Here is a 26,515-nt window from a genome sequence, read left to right as displayed (position 1 = left end):
ACCTGATAACTCGGCTCAGGGCAGTGAACCGAAATCATCCGCCAGCGGGTTGTAAAGGTAGGAACGATAGTCAAAACCGCCCTTGGGTAACTGCGGATTGCCGAGCCGGAAAATCTGGCGAGCCCCCAGATTGGCAAACACCAGCGAGGGTTGGAAGTGATGGCGCCAGAGCCGCTTGAGCGAACCATCCTGCCAGGCTAGTTGCAGACCGCGCTCAAGGCGCTCGCGCTCCTGAACGTAGCGGGCATTACTGTAGAACACGTGGATCAGCGGATAGAAAAGGGCCAGATGGCGATCGACCGTCAAACCGGCCACCTTGCCCTGATGAGATTGCCACTCCGACAGGATCTCGTTGGCCCCACGACAGAAGAGATCGATGCGCCCTCGTGCCACCATACGAAACAGCGACTCGTAGTTATCCACCTCATGCACCGTCAGCCCGCCGTGGCGCAGGATCGCCGCATCCTGCCAGCCGGAGCCCACCCCTTGAGTGAAGTGGCGCAACTGATCCAGGGTGTTCACCCGCGCCAGCTCGGCAGCACGATCCGAGCCGACAAAACAGACCCGATAGCCGAGGATCCCCATATCGATCGGGAACGGGATCGATGACACCTGATCCTCCGCGCCCTGACCCGCCACAACCTCCCCCTGATAGGGCCAGCTATCGACAATAAACAGCGCACTCTTGCCCTGCTCCTGCACCTCGATCCGCATCCGCGCCTTGTTCATCGGCAGGGAGTCCAGCAACTCGTAGTCACCATATTCGGGACGAGTTTTCTCCAGCGCCAGCTGCATCACCTCACGGTAATAACGCATCCGCATATCCTGACTGTTTTCAGGACTGAGCAGGGTAAAGCGGGTGGCAGCCAGCAAGGCAGAGGGGAAGGATAAACAGAGGCAAAGCAACAGAAGTCGGTACATCATGGCTGAACTCATACAACGGGGTTCACCCAGTATAGACTGGCACACTCCCCGTTGAGCACGGGGCAATCACGGCTTGCGCGTCCGATCACAGGTAGGACAATCCGGGCCACCACAGGCCCGGAAGGCAAGTTCACACTGTGCCCGACACTACTCTTCGCCGATGGGAGCGGCGATCCACTTCATCAGCGTCAGCATATCCTGCGGCGCCACACCGACCGAGAGGCCGCGCTTGCCGCCGCTCACCAGGATCTCGTCAAACTGCAGCGCCGACTCGTCGAGCACGGTGGGCAGCAATTTCTTCTGGGCCAGCGGGCTGATGCCGCCGACCTTATAGCCGGTCAGCTTCTCCGCTTCCGCCGGTTTCATCATCTCCACCTTCTTGAGACCGGTCGCCTTGGCCAGCTGTTTCAGGCTGCACATGCCGGATGAGGGAACGATGGCCACCACCGCCTGCTTGTCGTGATGGGCGACCAGGGTCTTGAACACCTGCGCCTCCGGCAGCCCGAGCTGGGTCGCGGCATGCTTGCCGAAATCGTCGTGGGCTTCGCACTCGTAAGGGTAGAGCTTGTGGGGGATTTTGAGCTTCTTCAGCAGGTTGATGGCAGGAGTCATGATGGTTGCCTTGAATCGAATCGCATAAAAACAAGGCCAAACAGTCTGCGCCTGCGTGAAGGAGGATGCAAGTTTGAGGGGGTGCTTTACAGCAGCTATATTCACACATCTATAAATTTGATGTTGTTTTTCTCTTTAACTGCCTTAAAAACTCTTGTTTCAGGTGAATAGTCAGCCAGTATCCGCTTTATTAAACGCACGTGATCACTAGAAGACTTTAAACCGAACCTAACGGCAACTAAAGCTTCTCTTGGTAATGCGACAGAACCATTTTTCGTAAAAATAATTCGCCCCTCATGCTCATAACCCCATGGTGTTGTTTTCATAGTTAAGTAGTCTTCCAAAAGTGCTATAACAAACTCTCTCTCATTATTAAAATCGTTACCAAGGCAATTGATGGATAATTCAGACTTATAATTAACGGACCTACACATCACAAGTGGGTTTTCAGCATTATCACCTATCCAGTTATTATTAATATACTCCTCACCCACTGAATACTCGAGACAAACCCCTTTGTGTTCATCCGCATAGTGAGTCCACATCAAGATATTCTCGATTGCCTTATGAGAGGCATCATCCTGAGTAAAAGAGACCACACCACAGGACGACAAAACACTTCGCCAGTTATCAATGAAGGCTGGATTATTAAGAGCTGCTTGAAGAATAGCATTTGCATGATTCATTTCATTTAATGTGGCTTTTTTAAGCTCAAATTCAAGGTCGATTTGACAATCAAATGGATCATTTAAACTTTCTGGTTTTGCTGCATATATGGAGCTATTGATTACAGAATCTAATAACCACATATTTATCGATTTGAATTTAAAGAAGTTTAATGACGAATTCATTTGTCCACCAGCAGATAATCCTAAATGTAATCAAAGTAACATATATAAGTTTGCTAACCAACTACAGTAGGGTGCAATGAACGAAGTAAATTGCACCGCTTGCCATATCAAACGCAGGACTAGTTCGGGCAAAACACATTGTCGAGCGGTGCAATGCGCTGTGCTTATTACACCCTACGAAATACAGCCCAAAACATGGAGGGGGAGGGTTCCCATCGAGCCCAATTCTGCCGGACAACAAAAAACAAAGGGCACCTTGTCGGCGCCCTTTGGCTTGATGGATATTGCTGAAGCCTGCTGGCTTGGGCTGGCTATCAACCGGTGTTGCGCATACCTGCCGCAATACCGGCGATGGTGACCATCAGTGCTTTGTCCAGCTCGGGGTGCAGGGTCTCCGGGTGGTTGCGGGAGCGGTTGAGCAGCTCGGCTTGCAGCACGTTGAGCGGGTCTGTGTAGGGGTTGCGCAGCTTGATGGACTCCTTGATCCACGGCTGATCCTCCAGCAGATCCCCGCGCGGGCTCAGTTTCAGCACCACTTCAATAGATTCGGCGAGCTCCTGACGCAGCTGTTTGCCAAGGCCCCACAGCTCCTGCGGTACCAGACGGGTGTCGTAGTACTCGGCGAGCCAGACGTCCGCCTTGAGGAACACCATCTCCAGCATCTCGAGGCGAGTGCGGAAGAAGGGCCACTGGGCGCTCATCTCTTCCAGCACCGCCAGCTTGCCGCCGTCGATAGCCTGTTGCAGCGCCTTGTGGGCACCGAGCCAGGCCGGCAGCATCAGACGGTTCTGGGTCCAGGCGAAGATCCACGGAATGGCGCGCAGGCTCTCGACGCCGCCGTTGGGCTTGCGCTTGGAGGGACGAGAGCCGAGCGGCAGCTTGCCGAGCTCCATCTCCGGGGTGGCGGCACGGAAGTAAGGGACGAAGTCCGGATGACCGCGCACGATGCTGCGGTAGTGATCGCAGGAGTCGGCGGCCAGCTGTTCCATCACCTCGCGCCAGCACTCTTTCGGCTTGGGCGGTGGCAGCAGGTTCCCTTCCAGCACGGCGCTGGTGTAGAGCTCCAGACTCTTGATCGCCACTTTCGGCAGACCGAACTTGAAGCGGATCATCTCCCCCTGTTCGGTGGTACGCAGACCGCCGCGCAGGGATCCCGGCGGCTGGGAGAGGATGGCTTGATGGGCAGGCGCACCACCACGACCGACGGTACCGCCACGGCCATGGAACAGGGTGAGGCGGATGTTGTTGGCTTCGGCCAGCCCCACCAGGGATTCCATGGCGGCGTACTGGGCCCAGCCAGCGGCCATCATGCCCGCATCCTTGGCAGAGTCGGAGTAACCGATCATCACGTACTGACGGCCCTGAATGTAGCCGCGATACCAGTCCACCGAGAGCAGACGCTCCATCACGGCGGTGCCTGCCATCAGGTCATCCTGGGTTTCAAACAGCGGGGCGACCGGCATGCGGAACTTGCAGCCCGCCTCTTTGAGCAGCAGTTGCACCGACAGCACATCGGACGGCGCACCGGCCATGGAGATGATGTAGATGCCGAACGCATCGGGGTCGTGCTGGGCGATGACCTGACAGGTATCCAGCGTCTCGCGCACCTCGGCGCTCGGCTCCCAGTCGTGAGGAATGAGCGGACGGCGGGAGTTGAGCTCATTGAGCAGGAATGCCTGCTTGTCATCTTCGCTCCACTCGGCGTAGTCACCCAGACCCAGATAGCGGGTCAGCTCGGAGAAGACCAGCCCGTGGCGCTCACCATCCTGACGGATATCGAGCTTGACCAGATGGATGCCGAAACAGGCGACCTTGCGCAGCACGTCCAGCAGCATGCCATCGGCGATGTTGCCCATGCCGCAGGCGTGCAATGAGTGGTAGCAGAGCTCCAGCGGCTCGCGCAGCTGGGCGGTGGTCTTGACCAGATCCTGGCTCTCGCTCGCCTGGCCCTGCACCTTGGCGGTGAGATGCTCCTTGGTTTCGCGCAGCGCTTCACGCAGCTCGCGCACCAGCGCACGGTAGGGCTCGGGGTGATCGCCAACGCGAGCACGCACGGCGTCGGTACAGTCGGACATGGAGAGCTCGGAGGTGAGCTCCTTGATGTCTTTGTAGAACAGGCTCACCGCCATCCAGCGGCCCAGCTCCAGCACTTCGGCAGTCACCTTGGCGGTGACGAAGGGGTTGCCGTCTCGGTCACCGCCCATCCAGGAGGTGAACTTGACCGGCGCGGCATCCAGCGGCAGCCGCACACCCAGATGGTGTTGCAGACGCTCGTCCAGATTGCGCATGAATTCGGGAATGGCGGGCCACAGGCTGTTCTCCACCACGGCGAAGCCCCACTTGGCCTCGTCGACCGGAGTCGGGCGCTGTTCGCGGATCTCGTTGGTGTGCCACGCCTGATTGATCAGCTGTTCGATGCGATTGAGGATCTTGTCCCGCTCGCGGGGCAGCAGGTCGGAGAGCTCCAGCGCCTCGAGGCAGTCGTTGAGCTGTACGTGCTTGTGGATCAGGGTGCGACGGGTCACCTCGGTGGGGTGAGCGGTCAGCACCAGATCGATATCCAGCTCGCGCACGGCCTGAATGATGGCCTCTTGCGACAGGTTGGACGCTTTCAGCTTGTCGAACATCTGCTCCAGCGGATCCGGGGTGCAGACCTGCTCTTCACAGCGACGGGAGATGGTGTGGAACTGTTCCGCCACGTTGGCCAGATTGAGGAACTGGCTGAAGGCGCGGGCCACCGGCAGCAGTTCGTCATCGCTCAGGGTGCGCAGGGTATCGAGCAGACGTTCCCGGTCTGATTCATTGCCCTTGCGGGAGGACTTGGCCAATTGGCGAATGGTTTCGATCTTGTCGAGAAAGGCCTGACCCTGATGATCCTTGATGGATTTACCCAGCAGCTGACCCAGCATACCTACGTTGGCGCGTAGTGCGGCGTACTTTTCGTTCATTCCACATCCTTATCTTGTTGGTGCCTGACACCCATCCGGGGTGCTAGACGACCTCACTTATTGTTGTGCGATTACAACATATGCTCCGTCATCTTAGGGTGACAATCTACCCAGATTGTCTGCGCAAGGTCAAATAACAGGCCGATTCAGAACATGTATTTCCATCACCACTCCACAACCGGCTTGTTATGTAACTTACTTACAGTTTTTACGCCCCTTTCACCGCCGCCGCTACAGGCAAAAACGTCTGATCAGGTGCTGCAACACCGAGGTGGTCGGCTTGACGAAGGAGAGGTCGAGATACTCATCTGGCTGGTGCGCCTGGGTGATATGACCTGGGCCCATCACTATGGTCTCGCAGCCAAGCTGCTGGATAAACGGCGCCTCGGTGCAGTAGTTGACCGACTCGGCGGCACGACCGCTCGCCTTCTCAGCTTCGCGCACCAGCACAGAGTCGTCGGCGCAGGCATAGGCGGGAATAGGCTCGTGCAGATGTTGCAGATGCAGGCAGCCCGGCTGGTGGATCTCGATGGGTGACAGCGCCTCTTTGAGCATCCCCATCAACTCATCCGGCCCCACCTGCGGAGTGGGTCGCAGGTCGATATGCAGCTCGCAGCAGCCGCAGATGCGGTTCGGGCTGTCGCCGCCCTGAATGTAACCCAGGTTCAGAGTCGGCTGCGGCACGGCAAAGCGGTGGTCGGCGTAACGATCTTTCAGATCCTGCTGCAAGCGCAGCACCTGCCCCATCGCCTTGTGCATGATCTCCATGGCGTTGACGCCGTTGGTGGGATCCGAGCTGTGACCGCTCTTGCCGGTAATGCGGATCGCCTCCGACATATGCCCCTTATGGGCAACCACCGGCACCAGTCCGGTCGGCTCGCCAATCACGGCGTAGTCGGGTTTCAATTCGGCCGCCGCGGCGATGGCGCGGGCCCCCGCCATGGTGGTCTCTTCGTCGGCAGTGGCGAGAATACACAGCGGCTTGTTGAGCTTGGTGAGGTCAATATCTTTGAGCGCCTCGACGATAAAGGCGAAGAAGCCCTTCATGTCGATGGTGCCGAGGCCATAGAGGCGGTTGCCCTCTTCGGTCACCTTGAAGGGATCCTTGCTCCAGCCCCCCTCATCGAACGGCACCGTATCTGTGTGACCCGCCAGCAGCAGACCGCCCTCACCCTGACAGATCGTTGCCACCAGATTGAACTTGCCCGGCAGATCGGGGAGCGCCGTCACCTCGCACTGAAAACCGAGCTGACCGAACCAGTCGGCCAGCAGCCGGATCACTGCCTCGTTGCTCTGATCCCACTTGGGATCCGTGCTGCTGATAGAGGGAATCGCAATAATATTCTTATAAAGTGAAAAAAAATCCAGATTGGCCATCAGCTCCTCCTTGCGTCCCCGGAATGTTTCTGTTAGAAAATACAAATGCAAAGTGAGTGCATGAATATTCTGTAATTTTACCTGAATATCTGGCTCATCAACAAAGGCTTCTAGTTGTAAGGGAAAGTTAATGTTCTGTCACCTGATCTATAACCGACGACACACACCCGCCTGAATTGCCCCTCCGCACTTGTGCAAAGGGGCGCTCGACCACCCTTGTGCACTGCAGCGTCATGCTGTGAATCTCGTACTCTGACTTGGAATATTCAACATGCTTAACACCGTTATCGTCGGTGCCAGTGGCTACGCGGGAGCCGAACTGGCCGCACTGGTACAGAACCACCCACAACTCAAGCTGTTCGGCCTCTATGTCTCCGCCGGCAGTCAGGATGCCCACAAGCGCTTCTCTTCCCTGCATCCCCAGTGGGTCGGAGCCCTCGATCAGCCGCTGCTGCCGCTGGACGAGGATGGCATGACCCGGATCCTGACCCAGGCCGATCTGGTGCTGCTGGCCACCGCCCACGAGGTGAGCTCCGAGCTCGCACCCAAGTTTCTCGCCAAGGGGTTGCCGGTGTTCGATCTCTCCGGCGCCTTCCGGGTCAAGGATCAGGGCTTTTACGACAGCTTCTACGGTTTCACCCACGACAGCGAACAGTGGCTGGATCAGGCCGTCTATGGCCTAGCGGAGTGGAATGCCGATGCCATCGCCACCGCCCAGCTGATCGCGGTGCCCGGCTGCTATCCGACCGCATCGCTGTGCGCCCTCAAGCCGCTGCAGCAGGATGGCCTGATTGCCAAGGGGTGGCAGCCCATCATCAACGCCGTCTCCGGGGTCTCCGGCGCCGGGCGCAAGGCGGCCATCAACACCAGCTTCTGCGAAGTGAGCCTCAATCCCTACGGCACCTTCAATCACAGACACCAGCCGGAGATCAGCCACCACCTCGGCAAGGAGGTGCTGTTCCAGCCCCACCTTGGCAACTATGTGCGCGGCATTCTGGCCACCATCTATGTGCAGCTGGCGGACGGCGTGACCCCCACCCAGGTGGATCAGGCCTTCCTCAAGGCTTACGAAGGCAAACCGCTGGTGCGCCTCACCGGCCAGATGCCCTCCATTCGCGGCGTAGCTGGCACCCCTTATTGCGACATCGCCTGGCAACAGCAGGGCAACATGCTGGTGGTGGTCTCGGCCATCGACAACCTGCTCAAGGGTGCCGCCTCGCAAGCCATGCAGTGCATAAATATCAAATTTGGATTTGAACCGGCCACCGGCCTGATTTAAGGACTTAGGAAGGATCTCGAACATGGACAAACAGACGTTGGTAATCAAGCTGGGCGGCGCCCTGATAGAAAACGACGAGGCGCTGACCGCCCTGTTCGCCACCCTCAAAACCTTTCTCGACGATCAGCACCGTCCGCTGGTGTTGGTGCACGGCGGTGGCTGTCTGGTGGATGACCTGCTCAAGGGGCTGGGTCTCACCTCCACCAAGAAGAACGGCTTGCGGGTGACCCCGTTCGAGCAGATCCCCTTTATTGCTGGGGCGCTGGCGGGCACAGCCAACAAGCAGATGATGGCCAAGGCGATCGCCACCGGCATTCCGGCTGTGGGGCTCTGCCTGGCGGATGGCGGCCTGTGTCAGGTGACCCAGCTCGACCCGGATCTCGGTGCCGTCGGCGAGTGCAAACCGGGCAACCCGGCGCTGGTAGCAGGCATCCTCGGTCAGGGCTTCCTGCCGGTGGTGAGCTCCATCGGCATCACTGCCGAAGGGCAGCTGATGAACGTCAACGCAGATCAGGCGGCCACCGCCATTGCCGAAGCGCTCGGTGCCGATCTGGTGATGCTCTCCGATGTGAGCGGCATCCTCGATGGCAAGGGCAAGCTGGTGCCCCAGCTCGACAAGCTGACCGCGCTGGATTTGATGGAGAAAGGGGTGATCCGCGACGGCATGGCGGTCAAGGTAGAAGCAGCCCTGCACGCCGCCGAGACCCTCGGCAAGCCGGTCTGTGTCGCCAGCTGGCGCTACCCGGATCAGCTGCTCAAGCTGCTGGCTGGCGGCGCGGTAGGCACCCAAGTGGCCATTTGATCTCCACCGGAACAAGGAACATCCGATGCAACATCTTCTGAAAGACAGTGATCTGAACAAAGCCCAGATCGAGGCGCTGATTGCGCTGGGCAAAGCAGTGAAGGCCGACCCGAAGAAGTACAGCCAGGCGCTGGCCGGCAAGAGTGTGGTCACGCTGTTCGAGAAGCCCTCCCTGCGCACCCGGGTCACTTTCGACATCGGCATCGCCAAACTGGGCGGCCACAGCGTCTATCTGGATCAGCAGAACGGCGCGCTGGGCAAGCGGGAGTCGGTGAAGGATTTCGCCGCCAACCTGTCGCGCTGGTGTGATGCCATCGTCGCCCGGGTGTTCGATCACCAGACCCTGGTCGAGCTGGCAGAGCACGGCACAGTGCCGGTGGTGAACAGCCTGTGCAACCTCTATCACCCCTGTCAGGGGCTGGCCGACTTTATGACCATTGCCGAGCACTACGACGATCTGTCGAAGGTGAAGCTTGCCTACCTCGGTGATGGCAACAACGTCAGCCACTCTCTGCTGCTGCTGGGGGCGACCCTCGGCACCGACGTGACCCTGATATGCCCGAAAGGCCACGGCCCGGATACCCAGATCTTCCTGCAGGCGCAGGCTCTGGCGGCCAAGTCGGGGGCGACCATCCACATCAGCGATGACGTGGCGGATATCGAAGGGTTCGACGTTGCTTACACAGATACCTGGGTCTCCATGGGCGACAACACCCCGATGGAGCAGGTCAAAGACCTCTTTATGCCTTATCAGATCAATCAGGCCCTGATCGACCGCACCGGCATTGCACATGTGCTGCACTGCCAGCCGGCGCACCGGGAGCTGGAGATCACCTCGCAGGTGATGGATGGCCCCGCCTCCCTCATCATGGACGAGGCCGAAAACCGGATGCATATCCAGAACGCCGTGTTGCTGACCCTGTTTGGGCATAAATAGTCAGGGCAACAAGTAACGCGGCACTCAACCTGAATCACGACCCTTTTATTGAATCATCATCGAATCATCACGGAGAGAAGTAACATGAGCGGAATCAACAAGATCGTACTGGCTTACTCGGGTGGACTGGATACCTCGGCCATCATTCCCTGGCTGAAAGAGCACTATGACGCCGAAATCATCGCCTTCGTGGCTGACGTGGGTCAGGAGCGTGACGATCTGGAAGGGATCGAGCAGAAGGCCATCGCCTCCGGTGCCACCAAGTGCATCATCAAGGATCTGCGGGAAGAGTTCGTCAAAGAGTACGTCTACCCGACCCTGAAGACCGGCGCCGTCTATGAAGGCACCTATCTGCTGGGCACCTCAATGGCCCGTCCGGTGATCGCCAAGGCGATGGTCGAAGCGGCGCTGGCGGAAGGGGCCGATGCCATCTCCCACGGCTGCACCGGCAAGGGTAACGATCAGGTACGTTTCGAAGGTGCGGTCGCCGCGCTGGCGCCCCAGCTGAAAGTGATCGCCCCGTGGCGGATCTGGGACATGCGCTCCCGGGAAGATCTGCTCTCCTATCTGGAGACCCGCAACATCCCCTGCAAGGCGACCCTGAAGAAGATCTACAGCCGCGACGCCAACGCCTGGCACATCTCCACCGAAGGTGGCGAGCTGGAGAGCACCTGGAACGAGCCGTCCGAAGCGGTCTGGCAGTGGACCGTACCGGCCGAGCAGGCTCCGGATCAGCCGGAGTACGTCAAGCTGACCGTGGCGCAGGGTGAAGTGGTGGCCGTTGACGACCAGCCGCTCAGCCCGCACCAGATCCTGATGATCCTGAACGAGCGTGCTGGCAAGCACGGCGTGGGCCGCATCGACATCACCGAAAACCGGATGGTGGGGATGAAGTCCCGTGGCTGCTACGAGACCCCGGGCGGTACCGTGATGGTCGCCGCGCTGCGCGCTGTGGAAGAGCTGGTACTGGATCGCCCGACCCGCGCCTGGCGGGAGAAGCTGGGTGCCGAGTTCTCCCATCTGGTCTATGACGGTCGCTGGTTCACCCCGCTGTGCAAGGCGATCCTCGCCTCTGCCAACGCCATCGCCGAAGATCTCGACGGTGAAGTGGTGCTGAAGATGTACAAAGGTCAGGTCACTGCGGTGCAGAAGAAGTCGCCGAACAGCCTCTACTCCGAAGACTTCGCCACCTTCGGCGCCGACGAAGTGTATGACCAGAGCCATGCCGAAGGCTTTATCCGTCTCTACACCCTGGCCAGCCGGATCCGCGCCATGAAGGAACAGCATCAGGCTATCGGTGGCGATCACACCCACGGCTAAGCAAGCGCGATAACCCGTTGATTCCGTTGAGGGGGCATGGCCCCCTCTTCTACAGGCATAGGGCATAACCCCTGACCAATCATCGGCCGTGTGACAAGAGCGGCTGCGCCCCGTCCGCTTCTGTGAGATAACAGGCTCGCAGAAAAACAGGGCACGATTTCAAGCTCGGTGGCCAGGGCGCCGCCGACAACGCATTCAAGGAGAGCAGTATGGCACTTTGGGGTGGACGCTTCAGTCAGGGAGCCGATAGCCGGTTCAAGCAGTTCAACGATTCGCTTCGGTTCGATTACCGCTTGGCGGAACAGGATATTCAAGGCTCCATGGCCTGGGCCAAAGCGCTGGTGAAGGTGGGCGTATTGACCGTCGATGAGCAGGGCAAACTGCAACAGGCGATGGAGGTGCTGCTCGCCTCGGTGCAGCAGGATCCCCAGCAGATCCTGAGTTCGGACGCCGAAGATATCCACTCCTGGGTCGAGAGCCAGCTCATCGCCGCCGTCGGCGATTTGGGCAAGAAGCTGCACACCGGCCGCTCGCGCAACGATCAGGTCGCCACCGACCTGAAACTCTGGTGCAAGGCGCAGGGCGAGCTGCTGCTCGGCTCCATCACCGCCCTGCAGCAGGGGCTGGTAGCCTCCGCTCGCGCCAATCAGGCTGCCGTGCTGCCCGGTTACACTCACCTGCAGCGGGCCCAGCCGGTCACCTACGCCCACTGGGCGCTGGCCTATGTGGAGATGCTGGAGCGGGACTACTCCCGCCTGCAGGATGCCCTCAAGCGTCTCGACACCAGCCCCCTCGGCTGCGGCGCGCTGGCGGGCACTGCCTATGCCATCGACCGCGAAGCCTTGGCGCTCGACATGGGCTTTGCCGGTGCCACCCGCAACAGTCTGGATTCGGTCTCCGATCGGGATCACGTGGTGGAGCTGATGCACGTGGCGTCCCTCTCCATGACCCACCTGTCGCGCTTTGCCGAAGACCTTATCTTCTACAACACCGGCGAGGCGGGTTTTGTCGAGCTCTCCGATGCGGTCACTTCCGGCTCCTCCCTGATGCCGCAGAAGAAAAACCCGGATGCGCTCGAGCTGATCCGCGGCAAGACTGGCCGTGTAGTAGGCGCCCAGATGGGCATGCTGATGAGCCTCAAGGCGCTGCCGCTGGCCTACAACAAGGACATGCAGGAAGACAAGGAAGGGCTGTTCGATGCCCTCGACACCTGGCACGACTGCCTCGACATGGCGGCGCTGGTGCTGATCGATCTGAAGGTCAACGGCGAGCGCACCATGGCAGCGGCGCAAGGCGGCTACGCCAACGCCACCGAGCTGGCGGACTATCTGGTGGCCAAGGGGATTCCATTCCGTGAAGCGCACCATATCGTCGGCGAAACCGTGGTATTCGCCATCAGCGTGGGCCGTCCGCTGGAGGAGCTCTCCATCGGCGAGTTCCAGCGCTTCAGCCCGGTGATCGAGTTCGACGTTTACCCCAATCTGGAGCTGGAAGCCACCCTCGCCAAACGGGTTGCCAAAGGCGGCGTCGCCCGGGAGCAGGTAGAAGCGGCCCTTACTGCCGCAGAGCAGTGGCTGGCCAAGCGGGCGGGTTAAGCCAACCGGCCTGTCATTCGAACAAGAAAGCAAAACGGCAACCCAAGGTTGCCGTTTTTTATTGCCTGCTACCGTTCACGCACTGGCATTTAGCAGCTTGCCAACCCCATCGCCCTTGCCATTGGGCAGGGTCTGTTTAAAGGCAGCGAGCAGCTGGTCGAGGTTGAGATGGCTGGCACCAAGGGTGCCCTTGAGGGTATCGAGCTCGCTTTGCAGCGCATCGAGGCGGGTGCTCTGGGTACCGTTGACCAGCTGATTGCGGGCACTATCGATGGCAGCTGGGAGTGACTGACCGCTATTCTCCTGCCCCAGAGTCTGCATCAGCTCCCCCATAAAGTGGTTGATGGCCGAGCGGTTCTGCTCGTTGTCGGCATCCTTGATACCGAGTCGCTGGAACAGACTCTGGACGGTCGGGGCAAGGTGTTCCTCCTGTACGGCAGGCTGCACGGGCTCAGGTTTGCTACTGCTGCCAAGCAGCTGACTGCCCAGCTTGAGGGCGATAGAGGCAAGGGGGAGCAGGTTGCTGATCATGATAACTCTCCGCGACAACGACCCTTGATGGTGTTGCCAAGAGATGTGCATAAGCGGGGCCAGCACGATGATAAAACGCACCGCACCGGCTAATCCCTTGAATGGCTGATCTATTTATTCAACCAGCACGCAGGAGATGGCCGAGCGCAAAGGGGGGGCAGGCGGGCAGTAGTGGCAATGTGGTGGCAAAGCCTTTTGTCGCCCACCCGAGCCGGCCCCCTTCCTTTCACACCCTAATCGCCAACTCTTTAAGCCACTTGCGTTGCTGATAGCACCAACAGAGTAAACCTGGCAAAAGCGGCGCAGCGATCAGGCACCGAATAACGACCTGCGGGCTTACTAATCGAGCGGTGATCCGCCCACAAGGCGTGACCAATAGAAATGAAAAGAGGCTCCGGAGAGCCTCTTTTTATATCAGTGTCTGAACCTGACTCAGCCCAGCAGCATATAAAGCTGGTGCGCTGCCACCCCGGCGCACAAGCCGCCGACCGTGTGGGCGACAATGGCACGGGAGGTGAGGTGGCGATAGCCGAGGGCATCGAGCATGGCGGTGTGGGTGCTCAGGAAGCCACTCCAGCACATCCCCATGGCGGTAAATACCGCGACCTCGTTACCGGTGATCCACCCTTTGGCAATAAAAGGCGGCACCAGTGACATGGCGGCACCAACCGCACCAAGCGAGGTGGCCGGGAAGGCAACCAGCTCCGGCTGCTGGAAGCCGAACAGCAGGTCAAACAGCCAGCTCACCTTGGCGGCCAGCACCGGCAGCAGGGCAACCCCTTGAAACGCTTCGCCGGTATAGCCCTTGTCGCCGGGGCCGAAGGTGAGCAGCATCACGAAGGTACTAATTATCAGCACCCCGGGGATCACCGCCATCCCCAGCTCCACGCCAGATTTGCCGCCATCGAGCAGAGAGTTGAGGATCCGCAGCCAGCCGGGAGCCGCCTCTTTGGTCACCCCTACCTTGCGGCCGTCGGACGATACAGCGTCATCGTTCAGCACTTCCCCCACCAAGGGGCGGATCATCCGCTGCATCAGTCGGGTAGAGACCACCGAGCCCACCAGAGCACCCAGCAACCCAATCAGCGCCGCGCTGGCAGTAGATTCACCACTTGGCAACTGCAGGGTAGCCATAAAGGTGACCACAATCAGCCCCATGCCAAAGGCGGTGCCGAAGTTGGTGAGCGACACCAGTTGCCAGGGGGTGAAGCCTTTGCGAAAGCGGCTGTCCTTGGCGAGGCTGATCACCGCCGGGTTGTCGGAGAAGAAGGTCATCAGCGCCGCCAGCGCGGTGCGGCCAGGCAGGCGAAACACCGGCTTCATCAGCGGGGCCAGCAGAACCTCCAGCAGGCGGATCACCCCGAACTCGCTCAAGAGCTGGCTCAGGGCACCGGAGAGCACCGTGATCCCCATGATAAAGAGCACGGTATTGAGCAGCAGCTGGTGGGCTGTATTGAACAGGGTGTTGACCATGGCAGAGAGGCCCATCTGGCTGCCGAGGTAACCGAACAGGCTGCCGAGAATAAGCAGCACCAGCACGGGTTCCATCCAGTTCCGAATGGCGGCAAGTCGCCCCTTTGACTCTATAACTACATGATTTTCCATATCTATCCTGCGGTTCATCTGTGCGTGTGTGGTTGTTTTTATGGTTAAAAAATAGCTGCGCCAAATAGAAAAAAGCCCTTGTCTTGCGACAAGGGCTTTTTGAATTGGCTCCTCCTACTGGACTTGAACCAGTGACATACGGATTAACAGTCCGCCGTTCTACCGACTGAACTAAGGAGGAATTGTAATTGGTGCCCAGAGACGGAATCGAACCGCCGACACGGGGATTTTCAATCCCCTGCTCTACCGACTGAGCTATCTGGGCAAATGGTGCCGGCTACCGGAATCGAACTGGTGACCTACTGATTACAAGTCAGTTGCTCTACCTACTGAGCTAAGCCGGCACACTTTAAACCATTGTGCATGAACAAGTTTTTTATTTCATGGCACCAAAATTGGTGCCCAGAGACGGAATCGAACCGCCGACACGGGGATTTTCAATCCCCTGCTCTACCGACTGAGCTATCTGGGCGTGGGCGCTATTAAACGGATTTTAAGGCGGATGGTCAACGGGAAATTTCACTTTTTGTCTCGTTCGTCTCTTTTTTGCGCAACATCGTCCATTTCTGCCACTTCTTCGGCACAGGCCGCGCCTTTTCGCCCCCAGACTCTGGGTTCCTCCCCCTTGAGCAGGCGGGAGATGTTCTCGTGATGGCGGATCAGAATGAGGCAGGAGAGCAGGGAGACTGGCAGGGTATATTCGGGTTTGAGCAGATAGGTAAAGAGCGGCGTCAGCAGCACGGTAATGATGGAGGCCAGCGAGGAGTAGCCGCTCACCAGCAGCACCAGCAGCCAGGTGCCAATCACGGCGCCCCCCATGGTAAAGCCGATGGGCATCATGGTGCCAAGAGCGGTGGCGACCCCTTTACCACCACGAAAATGAAAGAAGATGGGATACATATGGCCGAGGCAGGCGGCGACCCCGATAAAGCCGAGGTAGACGGGTTTGATCTGCAGATACCAGGCGAGATAGACGGGCACAGTACCCTTGAGCACATCGAGCAACAACACCACCAGCGCCGCCATCCGGCCACCCAGGCGCAGCACATTGGTTGCCCCCGGATTGTGGGAGCCATGATCCCGCGGGTCGGGCAGACCGGTGCAGCGGGAGACCAGCACAGCACTGGATAGTGAACCACCCAGGTAGGCCAGAATAATCATCAAAATCGTCAGGGCCGTCATCTTGGTCGTTTTTACCACGATATGAATGGGGTATGATGCGGGCCACATACGCTGGCATGGGCCCATGCCCACCCAGAGCGCCTCGGCAAGCCTGTTGCCCGGCCAGCATCCCTGCGCTGTCATCACAGCCCATCAAGAGTAAAGAAGAAGTACAGTCATGGACAAGGTGTTTATTCGCGGACTCGAAGTTTTGACCACCATCGGTGTATATGAGTGGGAGAAGGGCATTCGCCAAAAGCTCCGTTTTGACCTCGAGATGGGGTTCGACAACCGCCCCGCGGCAGCAACCGACGACATCAATCTGGCACTGGATTATGCCGACCTCTCCAACAAGATTTGCGAGCATGTCACCGGCAAGGTGGTCGAGCTGGTCGAGACCATGGCCGAGCAGGTCGCCATGCTGGTTCTGACCGACGAGCGGGTACAGTGGGTCAAGGTCACCCTCACCAAGCCGGGCGCCGTGCCCAATGCCGCCGGAGTCGGCGTCGAGATCCTGCGCCATCGCACGCCGGCCGCGAGCAGCAACTGATGACCACCATCTATATCAGCCTGGGCTCCAACATCGAGCGGGATCGCCATATTCGCGCCGGGCTCGATGCCCTGCACGCCGAATTTGGCGAGTTGCGGGTCTCCCGGGTATTCGAGAGCGAGGCGGTCGGCTTCAACGGCCGCCCCTTCTACAACCTGGTAGCGGCTGCCGAGACCGATCTGCCGCTGGCCACCGTCTGCCAGCGACTGCGGGCCATGGAGTTCGCCCACGGCCGCGAGCCGGATGCCAAGAAGTTCGCCCCGCGCACCCTGGATCTCGACCTGCTGCTCTATGGCGATCTGGTCTGCGACACCCCGCTGGTGCTGCCGCGCGGTGAAGTGCTCACCAACGCCTTCGTGCTGTGGCCGCTGGCCGAACTGGCCCCCAAACTGCGCCACCCCGTCGATGGCCGCACCATGGGTGAGCTGTGGCAAGCCTATGACAAGGCTTCCCAGCAGCTGTGCCCCATTCCCTTTCACTGGGAAGCGTGCGAATTGCAGCATCACTGATCCGCAAGGGCGCCTCACGGCGCCCTTGTTGTTTGCATGGACAGGGTTGCTTATCACGGATAAGAAAGTGTCATTGGGCCTGACCCTGCGAGGCTGGCAGGATAGCACCCACTACAGGAGAACCCCATGCCACTCGATACCATTCACCATTTCAACTGCCAACTGCTGGCCGAACTGCCCCACCAGCGCTATGAGCATGAACCCATTCTCGACTACGCCACCGATGAAAAGGTCAAGGCCCGCCTCGGCTGGCAGGCGGAGTTCAGCAAGACCCTGTTTCTCAAGTTCAAGGATGGCAGCTTCGCCCTGCTGCTGACCCACAGGGACGGCCGGCTCGACAACAAGGCGGTCAAGGCCGCGCTCGGCGCCAAACCCTCCATCTGCACCGCCGAAGAGATGCAGGCGGAGATTGGCTGCCTGCCGGGAGCGGTCTGCCCCTTCCTGCCCCGTGCCGATATTCCACTACTGGTGGACCCGCAACTGCTCAACCACACCGCCTTCACCTGGACCCCGGGCCACCCGGAGCAGACCTTTCTGCTGGCGACCGAGCATCTGGCCGAGGTACTGGCGCAGCTCCCCTGCGAGGTCAGCTATCTGCCCGCGCCGACGGCGTAGCCCCATCGCGCGCCAGCTGGGCGAAGATCAGCGCCGCCAGCATGGAGAGCAACCCGACACAGAGGTAGGTAAGGTGGAACCCGGCCAGCCACTGACCCTCAGCCACTAAGGTGCCCGCTGAGGTGCCCGCCGAGAAGAGCCCGAGCAGGCTGGCAGCAATTGCCACCCCCAAACTCATGGAGAGCTGCATCACCACCGAGAGCAGGCCGTTGCCACTGCTGGCCAGGGTCGGGCTGAGATCTTGCAGCGTGAGAGTGTTCATGGCGGAGAACTGCAGCGAGTTGATGGCGCCGAAGATCGCCAGCCAGCCCAGCAAGACCCCGTAGGGGAGCTGGTTGTCGATAAAGTAGAAGCTGGCGATCATCGCCCCCAGCAACAGGGTGTTGCCGATCAAAATGCGGCGATAGCCCACCTTCGGAATCAGCTTGTTCACCAGCGTCTTGGTCAGCATGGCGCCAATCACGGTGGGGATCATGGTCATTCCCGCCTTACTCGGGGAGAAACCGAGCCCCAGCTGCAGAAACAGCGGGGTGAGGAAGGGCATGGCGCCGCTGCCAAGGCGGGCAAACAGGTTGCCCCAGATGCCGATGGCAAAGGTGGCGGTCTTGAACAGGCTCAGGCTAAAGAGCGGCTGCGGTGCATTGGCGGCATAGAGCCAGTAGCTCGCCATCGCCGCCAAGCCGAAGATCAGTGCAAACAGCGCCCAACCGGTGGAGATGCTGTGCTCCCCCAGACCCTGCAAGCCGACCGACACCAGCACCATGCCGACGCTGAACATCACAAAGCCCTGCCAGTCGAACCGGGCGGTCTGCTGCCGCAGCTCCGGCATAAAGTGCCAGCTGGCGATAAAGCCGAGCAACCCCACCGGCAGGTTGATGAGAAATACCCAGTGCCAGCTCGCCACTTCCACCAGCCAGCCACCGAGCGCCGGCCCCATCAACGGGCCGAGCAGCCCAGGGATGGTGACAAACGACATCACCCGCAGCAGCTCGTGCTTGTCATAGACCCGCAGCACCGCCAACCGTCCCACCGGCATCAGCAGCGCACCGCCAATCCCCTGAAGTACCCGGGCGGCCACCAGCATGGAGAGGGAATTGGAGGCGGCGCAGGCGAGCGAGCCGAGGGTAAAGAGCGAGATGGCAGCCAGATAGATGCGGCGGGTGCCGAATCTGTCAGCCAGCCAGCCGGAAGCCGGGATCAGCAACGCCACCGTCAACATGTAGGCAATGATCACCGACTGCATCTGCAGCGGGCTCTCTCCCAAGGTCTCGGCCATGCTGGGCAGGGCGGTGTTGAGAATGGTGCCATCCAGCGCCTGCATAAAGAAACCGACCGCCGCCAGCAGGGGCAGCCACTTGCGCTGGGCATCTGTCACTGTGTGGCTCATTGCCACCTCCATTATTTTTGCGGGGGAGCGGCGGCGGTCAGGAAGAGATCGACACAACTCAGGGTCCAGGCATCCTGCTCGGCAGCGCTCTGGGTCAACGGCAGACCCAGCTCACGGAGCATTCGCTCCTTGCCCTGCCACATCAGCAACAGCTGCAAGGCGGCCTGTTCGCTGTCTTGATGGCACAGCAGGCCTTGCTGCTTCTGCTGCTCCAGCCAGTTGGACAGCATCTCGGTCACATAGAGCGGGCCCGCCTCGAAAAAAAGGGTGGCCAGCTGGGCATCGTTGCAGCTGATGCAGGTGCGAAAGATATTGATGGCATCATCGCTCAGGATCAACTTGCGAAAGCTGCGACCAAAGGCAATCAGACTCTCCCGCACATTGTTGCCACGCAGCAACACCTCCGGCATCAGCTCGCTGCTGACGCACTTGCTGCCCACCGCTTCGGCAAACAGCGACTCCTTGTTGGCAAAATGGCTGTAGACCGTCTGCTTGGAGACGCCCGCTTCACTGGCCACCATGTCCATGCTGACCAGATGCAGACCGTGCTGACAGAAGAGCCGCCCGGCAGCATCGAGGATCGCAGCCCGCTTCTGCTGACTACGGGGTGAAATGTTCATTTTTCCTCCACAATCAAACTGGACAGTCTAGTTTCGAAAAACTAGACTCACCGGTGTGATTTGATGTTATGTCAACCAGAGGATGATGTCATGACACTTTGCTTAATCCTGCTGGCGCTGTTACTGAGTGGCTGCAGCCCGGTCACAGAGTCAGAAGAAACACCCGCCCTGACCCGGGTGATCGCCCAGCCGCTGCAAGCCAGCGATCACTACCCGGTGCTGCACCGCTTCAATGGCCGGGTGATCGCCCCCGAGCACAGCCAGATAGGCTTCGAGCAGGCAGGGCGGATCGCTACCCTGCACAAGGGACGCGGAGAGCCGGTCGCGGCTGGCGAACTGCTAGCCACACTGGATACCCGGCTGCTGGCAGTGGAAGCCAAAGAGCTGGCCGCCCGGGCAGCCCAGAACGAGGCCGAGCTGACCCTTGCCCGACAGACGCTCGAACGACTCACAGCTCTGCGCCAGCAGCAGTTCAGCTCCCGTCAGGCGCTGGATGAACAGCAAGGCAAAGTCCGCATGCTGGAGGCAAGCGCCAACCAGCTGGCCGCCGCCCTCGAAGCCAACCGGGTCAAACAGGAGAAATCACAGCTGCGCGCCCCCTTCAACGGGATTGTGGTCAGCCGCGAGCAGGCATTGGGGGCCGTGGTGGCTGCAGGCCAGCCTCTCTTCTCCCTGACCCGCAGCGGCCAGTGGGAGGCCGATATCGGCGTGCCGGTGAAACAGGCCGAGACCCTGATCGTCGGCCAACGCTACCCCCTGCAAAGCGGTGCGCAATCACTGGAGGGTCGCCTGCTTAATCTGGGGGTACAAGTGGACGGGCAGACCCACACCCGCACCGCCCGCTTCCAGCTGACCCGGGGCGGCGAACAACTGGCAGAGGGGCAACTGATCACCCTGCTGCATCAGACCCGCGAGCCCACCCGCGCTTACGAGGTACCGCTCACCGCACTGACCCAGGGATTGCGCGGCAGCTGGACCCTCTATCTGCTCAACGACGAAACACCACCCCGGGTGGTCAGCCGGGACGTCACCCTGCTGCAGCAAGATGGCGAGCGGGCCTGGATCAGTGGTGCCCTGAATGGACAAGAACAGCTGGTGACCGATGGCCTGCATAAACTGGTGCCGGGCCAGCAGGTCACCCTGACCACCAGCGTGGATCATCAGGCAGGCCATCCGGAGCCACAGTCATGATCCGCCCGTTTATCGAGAATGGCCGCCTGCTGCTGTTGACGGTCGCGCTGCTGCTGACGGCCGCCCTTGCGGCATTGCAGACCCTGCCCAGAACCGAAGATCCCCAGCTCACCAGCCGTTTTGCCAGCGTAGTTACCCACTTCCCCGGGGCCAGCGCCGAACGGGTGGAAGCGCTGGTGAGCGAGCCCATCGAGAACCGGCTGCGGGCCCAGAGCGAGATCAAGCTGATCGAGTCGAGCTCTCGCCCCGGTATCTCCATCATCAATCTGGAGCTCAAGGATGAGGTCAGCGATGTCGAACCTGTCTGGTCCAGAGTCCGTGATCGGCTGGCAGATCTTGCCGCCGGACTGCCAGCCGGCGCCAGTGCCCCCAAGCTGGATGACGAGAAGGGCTACCCCTTCACCCGGCTGGTCAATGTGGTCTGGCACGGGCCGGGCCAGCCACAGCTGGATCGCCTCGCCCGCTACAGCGCCGAGCTGGAACGCAGGGCTCGCCAGCTGCCGGGCACCGAATACGTCGAGCGGGTCGGGGCACCGCAGGAGGAGATCGAGGTGCGGTTCGATCCCCTCGCCCTCAGTGCCAGCGGCATGAGTGGCGAACAGCTTGCCCAGGCGCTGAGTGGTGCCGATGCCAAGGTAGCCGCCGGGGAGTTGCAGGGCAGCCACAATCGCTTTCAGGTGGAGATCCGTGGCGCCCTCGATACCCTGGAGCGGATCCGCCAGATCCCGCTGCGCACCGGCGAGCAGGGCCAGACCCTGCGCCTTGGCGATCTGGCCGAGGTACGGCGTACCCTGCACCAGCCGGAGAGCCAGCTGGCCTTTGCCAATGGTGAGCGGGCCGTGGTGGTCGGCCTGCGCATGGCACAGGATCACCGCATCGACCTCTGGTCGGCACGGGTCGACACCATGCTGACCCAGCTGCAACAGGACTTGCCGGATAATATCGGCCTCGTCACCAGCTTCGATCAGCAACGTTATACCGATCAGCGGCTCGACACACTGCTCATCAACATTGTGCAGGGCTTCCTCATCATAGTGGCCGTGCTGCTGGTGACCTTGGGGGTCAAGGCCGCCATTATCGTGGCCCTGTCGCTGCCGCTTACCGTGGCGTTCTCATTCGCCTGCATGAACCTGATCAATCTGCCCATTCACCAGATGTCGGTCACCGGTCTGGTGGTGGCGCTCGGGATCATGGTGGACAACGCCATCGTCATGGCGGATCGGGTGCAGTATCAGCGCCGCCACGGCATGGCCATGAGTGCCGCCGCACTGGAAGCCATCGGCCACCTCTGGCTGCCACTGCTGGGCTCCACCCTCACCACCATGCTCGCCTTTATGCCGATCATTCTGATGCCGGGCCCGGCGGGCGAGTTTGTCGGCGGCATCGCCTGGGCGGTGATCTGCTCGCTGCTGGGATCCTACCTCATCGCCCACACCCTGGTGGCTGGCCTCGCAGCCCGCTGGATTGGTAGTGACCAAGGGGGACGCTGGTATCAGGATGGCTTGCACCTGCCCCGGGTGAGTGCCCGTTTCCAGCAGAGCATCGCCATGGCGCTGGCTCACCCCTGGCGTACCCTGCTGCTGGTCAGTCTGCTGCCCCTGCTCGGTTTCTGGGTGGCGGGCCGCCTCACCGAACAGTTCTTTCCCCCTGCCGATCGGGACATGATCCACATCGAGGCCAGCCTCTCCCCACAGGCGAGCCTGGCGCGCACTCGCGAGCTGGCACTGGGGATCTCCGCCGAGCTGGACAACCTCCCCGAGCTGGTTCGTCAGGACTGGGTGGTGGGTGACAACGCCCCCAGCTTCTACTACAACCTGGTGCCCAGAAAACAGGGGCGGGCCGATTACGCCCAGGGGATGATCACCCTGCAGGATGCCGATGCCGCCGAACGGCTCATTCCACAACTGCAGCAGCGGCTCGATGCAAAATTTCCCGAAGCGCAGATCCTGGTGCGCAAGCTGGAACAGGGGCCGCCTTTCAATGCCCCGGTCGAGCTGCGGCTGTTTGGCCCCGACCTTGAACAACTACACCATCTGGGAGAGGAGCTGCGCACTCTGCTCGCCAATACCCCGGCCGTGGTGCAGACCCGCGCCACCTTGCAGGCAGGGGCACCCAAACTCTGGTTGCAGGTCGATGAGGAGGCCGCCCGACTGGCAGGCATGAGCCTGACAGATGTTGCCTCCCGGCTGGCGGGTGCACTGGATGGCAGGTTGGGCGGCACTGTGCTGGAAGGCACCGAGTCAATCCCGGTTCGGGTGCGACTGGCCGAGCCCTTGCGTCAGGATCCGGATGCGCTGCTCAATGTGCCGCTGTCGCTCACCGGCACAGGCCAGCAAGGGGCAGCCAATCTCACCTTGCGGGCGCTGGCCACTCCCGAGCTGCTGCCAAGCTGGGGGGAGATCAGCCGTCGGGATGGTGAGCGGGTCAATGTGCTGGAGGCCTATCTGGCGGTCGGCGTACTGCCGCAAACCGTGCTGGAGCAGGTCAAAGAGAGGCTGGCCGCCAAGGCGCTGGCATTGCCGCCGGGCTATCGACTGGAGTTCGGCGGGGAAGCCGCCAAGCGGGATGAATCGGTAGGCAATCTGATGGCCCATGTCAGCCTGGTCGCCGTGCTGCTGGTGGCCGTGCTGGTGCTCAGCTTCAACTCGTTCCGGCTGGCAGGCATCGTCACCCTGGTGGCGATCCAGTCGGCTGGGCTCGGGCTGCTGTGGGTCTGGCTGCTGGGCTACCCCTTCGGGTTTACGGTGATCATCGCCCTGCTGGGACTGATGGGGCTGGCCATCAACGCCGCCATCGTCATTCTGGCCGAGCTGAAGGCAGACCCGCTGGCACAACAGGGCAATCTGCCGCAGATCCGTGATCTGGTGGCCGGTTGCAGCCGCCACATCGTCTCGACCACCATCACCACGGTGGGCGGCTTCATCCCGCTATTGCTGGGGGGCGGCGGCTTCTGGCCACCCTTTGCCATCGCCATCGCCGGTGGCACAGCGCTGGCAACCCTGCTCTCGTTCTACTTTGTGCCGGTGGCGTTCGTGCTGTTCAACCGTCGCCGTCCTGACCCGGTGCAGGAGAGCTGCAACGCGCAAGATCAGTTGTCGGGCTGACCCAGCATGGCTTTGAGCCGCTCTTCCAGAGTGGGCTCGGGGGCCTTGAGGGTCGCCATAAAGAGCTGCTCGATACCGGCCTTGTCCTGACTTTTCACGATAAACACCAGTCGGGACTGGGCCTTGCCCTCCGGCCAGTCGCCCAGCGCCTGCAGCGGATAGAGCTGGCCGTGTACGCCGTGGATCACCACCGGCTGGCTCTCCCCTTCCAGCTGCAAGATCCCCTTGAGCCGCAGCAGGGCATCGCCATACTGCGCCTGCACAGCATCGATGGCGGCCAGCAGGCGGGAGGGCTTGAGCGGCTCTCCGATACGCAGGGAGAAACTCTCGATGTTGCCGTGCTCCAAGTGGGTGGGCGCAGCTGTGCCCACCTTGGCGGCGAACGGTTGCATCTTCGGCTGCATGGGTGATGCCAGCCCCTGCTTGGGGGATTCGGTGCGCAGCCAGGCCAGCAGCTGGCGCACATCGCGCCCCGCCGCTTCGTTGTAGGCGCCGAGCTTCTCCAGCACTGCTGGCGACAGTTCGCCATTGGTCACCTGCTGGATCGGGGCCGCCGGGTTGAGTGCAGCCAGCTGGGCTTCGACCCGCGCCAGCTGTTCGTCCTCCACCAGATCCCCCTTGCTCACCACCAGCAGATCCGCCAGCGCCACCTGTTTCACCGCTTCATATTGAGCCGCCAGCTGCTGCTCGATATGGCCGGCATCTACCACGGTGACGGTGCCATCGAAGCGGTAGCGCTGGGCGATAAAGCCCTCTTCCCTCAACGTGAACAGCACGGGGGCCGGATCTGCCAGACCGGTGGTCTCGATAATCAGCCGCTTGAACGGTTTGATCTTGCGCTGGATAGCCTTCATAAACAGCCCCTGCAGCGCCTCCACCAAAGAGCCCTGTACCGAGCAGCAGATGCAGCCGGAGTCGAGCAGCATCACCTGCTCATCCACCTGTTGCACCAGATGGTGATCCAGCCCAACCGAGCCGAACTCGTTGATCAGCACGGCGCACTCGCCAAGCTCCGGCTGCTTGACCCAGTGGTTGAGCAGCGTTGTCTTGCCGCTGCCGAGAAAGCCGGTCAGCAGGGTCACTGGGATACGGGTATCTTGCATATCGGTCATATCGATGACTTCCCTCTGGTCGGCAGAGTGATGAGTGCGCGGGTATCTTGCATATCGGTCATGTCAGATCCTTACCGGTTGGCAAACAGATCGCTGAGCCAGCGGTTTTCAAAACGGCCGTGCGGATCGAGCTCGGCTTTCAACGCAACGAAGTCGTTCCAGCGTGGCAGCAGGGCCGGGAAGTCGTAGAGATCCATCGCCAGATGCTTGCCAAAATGGGGGATGCCGCCGAGCGGCACCAGCAGTTGCTGCAGCTCGCGCATCTGCTCCATCGAGCCATTGACGAAGGTGCCGTCCGCCGCCAGGTAGACCAGGAAACCGATCCAGCAGACCGATTGGCCATAAGCGGCGCTGAGCCAGGCCTCGGAAGGGCCGGTACAGCGCAGGATAAAGGGGTAGTGCAGCACGCCCGGATTGGCCTGCTGCCACGCTTGCAGGGTCTCCAGCGCCTCGTTCATCCGATGCAGCGGCACCGCCACCTCGCAGTTGATCTGGGGGGCCGGGATCCCCTTGCAGAGGATCTGGTAGACGTTGCCCACCAGATCGGAGGCATCCTTGAAGCGGCGCACCGTCTCGAAGTGCTCGCCAGCCAACGCCTCATCCTTGGTGTCTTTGGCCATCTTCTGCATGGTGGCGTCGATAGTGGCATTAAGAGCAGCATTCATGCGGGCGTCGATATCGCCATCCAGCAGCAGCGGCTCGCTGCCGCCGGCGCGGTAACGGGCCACCTCCTCATCAGAGGCGGGATCCACCAGCCAGATGTGGCTCTCACCGGTCCAGGCAAACCACCAGCTCTTCACAAAGCCGTGCTCACGGTTGAGCCGCTCGTTGCGCTCCAAGAGGAAGGGGTAATCGGTGGTGAACTTGGTGCAGCGCATAATGCGATTGGGCACAGTGCGCAAGGTGACGTCGAGCAGGATGCCGAGCATCCCCATCCCCATCACGAAGGCGCCGAAGCGCGGGTCGGTGCGATCCACCCGGATGATGTCGCCATTGGCCAGCATCACCGTCATCGCCTCCACCGCATCGCACAGGGCTGACTGGTGCAGTCCCTGACCATGGGTGCCGGTGCTGAGCGCGCCGCCCAGGGTCTGGATGCCGATAACCCCGGGGGAAGCCGGCAGCATCCGCTCCATAGCGATAAGATCGCCGTAGACGATATCAAGGGGCGTCCCCGCCTGATAGGTCACGGTATCGGCAGTTTTAGCCAACTGGCCGCGCAGGTGGTGCAAGTCCACCAGCAGCGCCTGACTGCCCTCGGCATAGACGCTGTGAATGGGTTCGAAAGAGAGGCCGGAGCCGATAAGGCGCAACTTGCGCTCGGGGTGTTCCCGCAGCAGCGCTTGCAGCTGGTCGCGGGTTTTCGGGCGCCACACCTGATCCAGCGCCCCGAGGGGATTGGTTCTCGACCAGTTGAACAGCACCTCCCGATTACCGATCGCCTTGATGCTGTGAAATGCCTGGAACTGAACCGTCATACCGCGC

Annotated in this window: 22 protein-coding genes and 4 tRNA genes; 10 read left to right on the top strand and 16 right to left on the bottom strand. The window is 60.8% G+C overall.

Annotation, left to right across the window (positions count from 1 at the left end; translation table 11 throughout):
* Positions 1-15 precede the first annotated feature (15 nt).
* The 5 genes from ACTG2T_RS11975 to argE all read right to left on the bottom strand — a co-directional run bounded on the left by ACTG2T_RS11975 (position 16) and on the right by argE (position 6,712).
* On the bottom strand, positions 16-924 hold the full coding sequence (locus tag ACTG2T_RS11975; RefSeq protein WP_330124648.1) for a hypothetical protein: 909 nt from the start codon (positions 922-924) through the stop codon (positions 16-18).
* 147 nt (positions 925-1,071) lie between these two features.
* A complete protein-coding gene (ybaK, locus tag ACTG2T_RS11970; protein WP_005336092.1) occupies positions 1,072-1,536 on the bottom strand; it encodes a Cys-tRNA(Pro) deacylase in 465 nt (154 codons plus the stop codon).
* A 101-nt stretch (positions 1,537-1,637) separates the two neighbouring features.
* On the bottom strand, positions 1,638-2,345 hold the full coding sequence (locus ACTG2T_RS11965; RefSeq protein ID WP_330124649.1) for a DUF2971 domain-containing protein: 708 nt from the start codon (positions 2,343-2,345) through the stop codon (positions 1,638-1,640).
* A 356-nt stretch (positions 2,346-2,701) separates the two neighbouring features.
* Positions 2,702-5,335 carry a phosphoenolpyruvate carboxylase gene (ppc, locus tag ACTG2T_RS11960; protein WP_005341594.1) on the bottom strand — a complete coding sequence of 878 codons (2,634 nt, stop codon included), beginning with the start codon at positions 5,333-5,335 and terminating at the stop codon, positions 2,702-2,704.
* A gap of 231 nt (positions 5,336-5,566) precedes the next feature.
* Positions 5,567-6,712, bottom strand: coding sequence for an acetylornithine deacetylase (gene argE, locus ACTG2T_RS11955; RefSeq protein WP_330124650.1), 1,146 nt, complete (start codon positions 6,710-6,712; stop codon positions 5,567-5,569).
* 271 nt (positions 6,713-6,983) lie between these two features.
* Between argE and argC the strand changes: the two genes are divergently transcribed.
* The 5 genes from argC to argH all read left to right on the top strand — a co-directional run bounded on the left by argC (position 6,984) and on the right by argH (position 12,645).
* Positions 6,984-7,991 (top strand): N-acetyl-gamma-glutamyl-phosphate reductase, encoded by a 1,008-nt coding sequence (gene argC / locus ACTG2T_RS11950; RefSeq protein WP_330124651.1) that lies wholly within the window; start codon positions 6,984-6,986, stop codon positions 7,989-7,991.
* Positions 7,992-8,013: 22 nt separating this feature from the next.
* Positions 8,014-8,793, top strand: a complete 780-nt coding sequence (gene argB, locus ACTG2T_RS11945) for an acetylglutamate kinase (protein ID WP_005336097.1) — start codon at positions 8,014-8,016, stop codon at positions 8,791-8,793.
* Between the two features lie 25 nt (positions 8,794-8,818).
* A complete protein-coding gene (locus tag ACTG2T_RS11940) occupies positions 8,819-9,730 on the top strand; it encodes an ornithine carbamoyltransferase (RefSeq protein WP_279464219.1) in 912 nt (303 codons plus the stop codon).
* A gap of 84 nt (positions 9,731-9,814) precedes the next feature.
* Positions 9,815-11,050, top strand: a complete 1,236-nt coding sequence (locus ACTG2T_RS11935) for an argininosuccinate synthase (RefSeq protein ID WP_330124652.1) — start codon at positions 9,815-9,817, stop codon at positions 11,048-11,050.
* 209 nt (positions 11,051-11,259) lie between these two features.
* Positions 11,260-12,645, top strand: a complete 1,386-nt coding sequence (gene argH / locus ACTG2T_RS11930) for an argininosuccinate lyase (RefSeq protein ID WP_330124653.1) — start codon at positions 11,260-11,262, stop codon at positions 12,643-12,645.
* A 75-nt stretch (positions 12,646-12,720) separates the two neighbouring features.
* Here the strand turns inward: argH and ACTG2T_RS11925 are convergent, their stop codons facing one another.
* The 7 genes from ACTG2T_RS11925 to plsY all read right to left on the bottom strand — a co-directional run bounded on the left by ACTG2T_RS11925 (position 12,721) and on the right by plsY (position 15,963).
* A complete protein-coding gene (locus ACTG2T_RS11925) occupies positions 12,721-13,176 on the bottom strand; it encodes a hypothetical protein (protein WP_330124654.1) in 456 nt (151 codons plus the stop codon).
* 432 nt (positions 13,177-13,608) lie between these two features.
* Entirely contained in the window at positions 13,609-14,781 is a 1,173-nt protein-coding gene (locus ACTG2T_RS11920; protein ID WP_005356581.1) for a CD0519/CD1768 family membrane protein, read from the bottom strand.
* Between the two features lie 105 nt (positions 14,782-14,886).
* Positions 14,887-14,962 (bottom strand) — tRNA-Asn (locus ACTG2T_RS11915).
* Between the two features lie 8 nt (positions 14,963-14,970).
* A tRNA-Phe gene (locus ACTG2T_RS11910) sits at positions 14,971-15,046 on the bottom strand.
* Positions 15,047-15,049: 3 nt separating this feature from the next.
* Positions 15,050-15,125, bottom strand: a tRNA-Thr gene (locus ACTG2T_RS11905).
* A gap of 52 nt (positions 15,126-15,177) precedes the next feature.
* A tRNA-Phe gene (locus ACTG2T_RS11900) sits at positions 15,178-15,253 on the bottom strand.
* 47 nt (positions 15,254-15,300) lie between these two features.
* On the bottom strand, positions 15,301-15,963 hold the full coding sequence (gene plsY / locus ACTG2T_RS11895; RefSeq protein WP_042053596.1) for a glycerol-3-phosphate 1-O-acyltransferase PlsY: 663 nt from the start codon (positions 15,961-15,963) through the stop codon (positions 15,301-15,303).
* A gap of 157 nt (positions 15,964-16,120) precedes the next feature.
* Between plsY and folB the strand changes: the two genes are divergently transcribed.
* From folB to ACTG2T_RS11880, 3 genes are all read left to right on the top strand, one after another.
* Positions 16,121-16,492: a dihydroneopterin aldolase gene (gene folB, locus ACTG2T_RS11890; protein WP_075112913.1), complete on the top strand. Its 372-nt coding sequence runs from the start codon at positions 16,121-16,123 to the stop codon at positions 16,490-16,492.
* Positions 16,492-17,001, top strand: a complete 510-nt coding sequence (folK, locus tag ACTG2T_RS11885) for a 2-amino-4-hydroxy-6-hydroxymethyldihydropteridine diphosphokinase (RefSeq protein WP_139474360.1) — start codon at positions 16,492-16,494, stop codon at positions 16,999-17,001. Before folB ends, folK begins: the two co-directional genes overlap by 1 nt.
* 126 nt (positions 17,002-17,127) lie before the next feature.
* Positions 17,128-17,616, top strand: coding sequence for a YbaK/EbsC family protein (locus ACTG2T_RS11880; RefSeq protein WP_245148027.1), 489 nt, complete (start codon positions 17,128-17,130; stop codon positions 17,614-17,616).
* Here the strand turns inward: ACTG2T_RS11880 and mdtD are convergent.
* Both mdtD and ACTG2T_RS11870 read right to left on the bottom strand, forming a co-directional pair.
* Positions 17,588-19,003, bottom strand: coding sequence for a multidrug transporter subunit MdtD (gene mdtD / locus ACTG2T_RS11875; protein WP_139428308.1), 1,416 nt, complete (start codon positions 19,001-19,003; stop codon positions 17,588-17,590). The two genes, ACTG2T_RS11880 and mdtD, sit on opposite strands and share 29 nt — an antisense overlap.
* 11 nt (positions 19,004-19,014) lie before the next feature.
* Positions 19,015-19,623 carry a TetR/AcrR family transcriptional regulator gene (locus tag ACTG2T_RS11870; RefSeq protein ID WP_005355070.1) on the bottom strand — a complete coding sequence of 203 codons (609 nt, stop codon included), beginning with the start codon at positions 19,621-19,623 and terminating at the stop codon, positions 19,015-19,017.
* 90 nt (positions 19,624-19,713) lie between these two features.
* On the opposite strand from ACTG2T_RS11870, the gene ACTG2T_RS11865 reads away from it, so the two are divergent.
* Entirely contained in the window at positions 19,714-20,814 is a 1,101-nt protein-coding gene (locus ACTG2T_RS11865) for an efflux RND transporter periplasmic adaptor subunit (protein ID WP_330124655.1), read from the top strand.
* Positions 20,811-23,918, top strand: coding sequence for an efflux RND transporter permease subunit (locus ACTG2T_RS11860; protein ID WP_330124656.1), 3,108 nt, complete (start codon positions 20,811-20,813; stop codon positions 23,916-23,918). Before ACTG2T_RS11865 ends, ACTG2T_RS11860 begins: the two co-directional genes overlap by 4 nt.
* On the opposite strand, the gene ACTG2T_RS11855 is transcribed toward ACTG2T_RS11860, so the two are convergent.
* Together ACTG2T_RS11855 and ACTG2T_RS11850 are read right to left on the bottom strand one after the other, a co-directional pair.
* Positions 23,903-25,030, bottom strand: a complete 1,128-nt coding sequence (locus ACTG2T_RS11855) for a CobW family GTP-binding protein (protein WP_330124657.1) — start codon at positions 25,028-25,030, stop codon at positions 23,903-23,905. The genes ACTG2T_RS11860 and ACTG2T_RS11855 overlap by 16 nt on opposite strands.
* A 71-nt stretch (positions 25,031-25,101) precedes the next feature.
* Positions 25,102-26,508 (bottom strand): D-arabinono-1,4-lactone oxidase, encoded by a 1,407-nt coding sequence (locus tag ACTG2T_RS11850; protein WP_330124658.1) that lies wholly within the window; start codon positions 26,506-26,508, stop codon positions 25,102-25,104.
* Between the last annotated feature and the right edge of the window lie 7 nt (positions 26,509-26,515).

The organism is Aeromonas sp. 75A, assembly GCF_051919425.1.
GTDB lineage: Bacteria > Pseudomonadota > Gammaproteobacteria > Enterobacterales > Aeromonadaceae > Aeromonas > Aeromonas veronii.
This window is presented reverse-complemented; position numbering and strand designations above follow the sequence as displayed.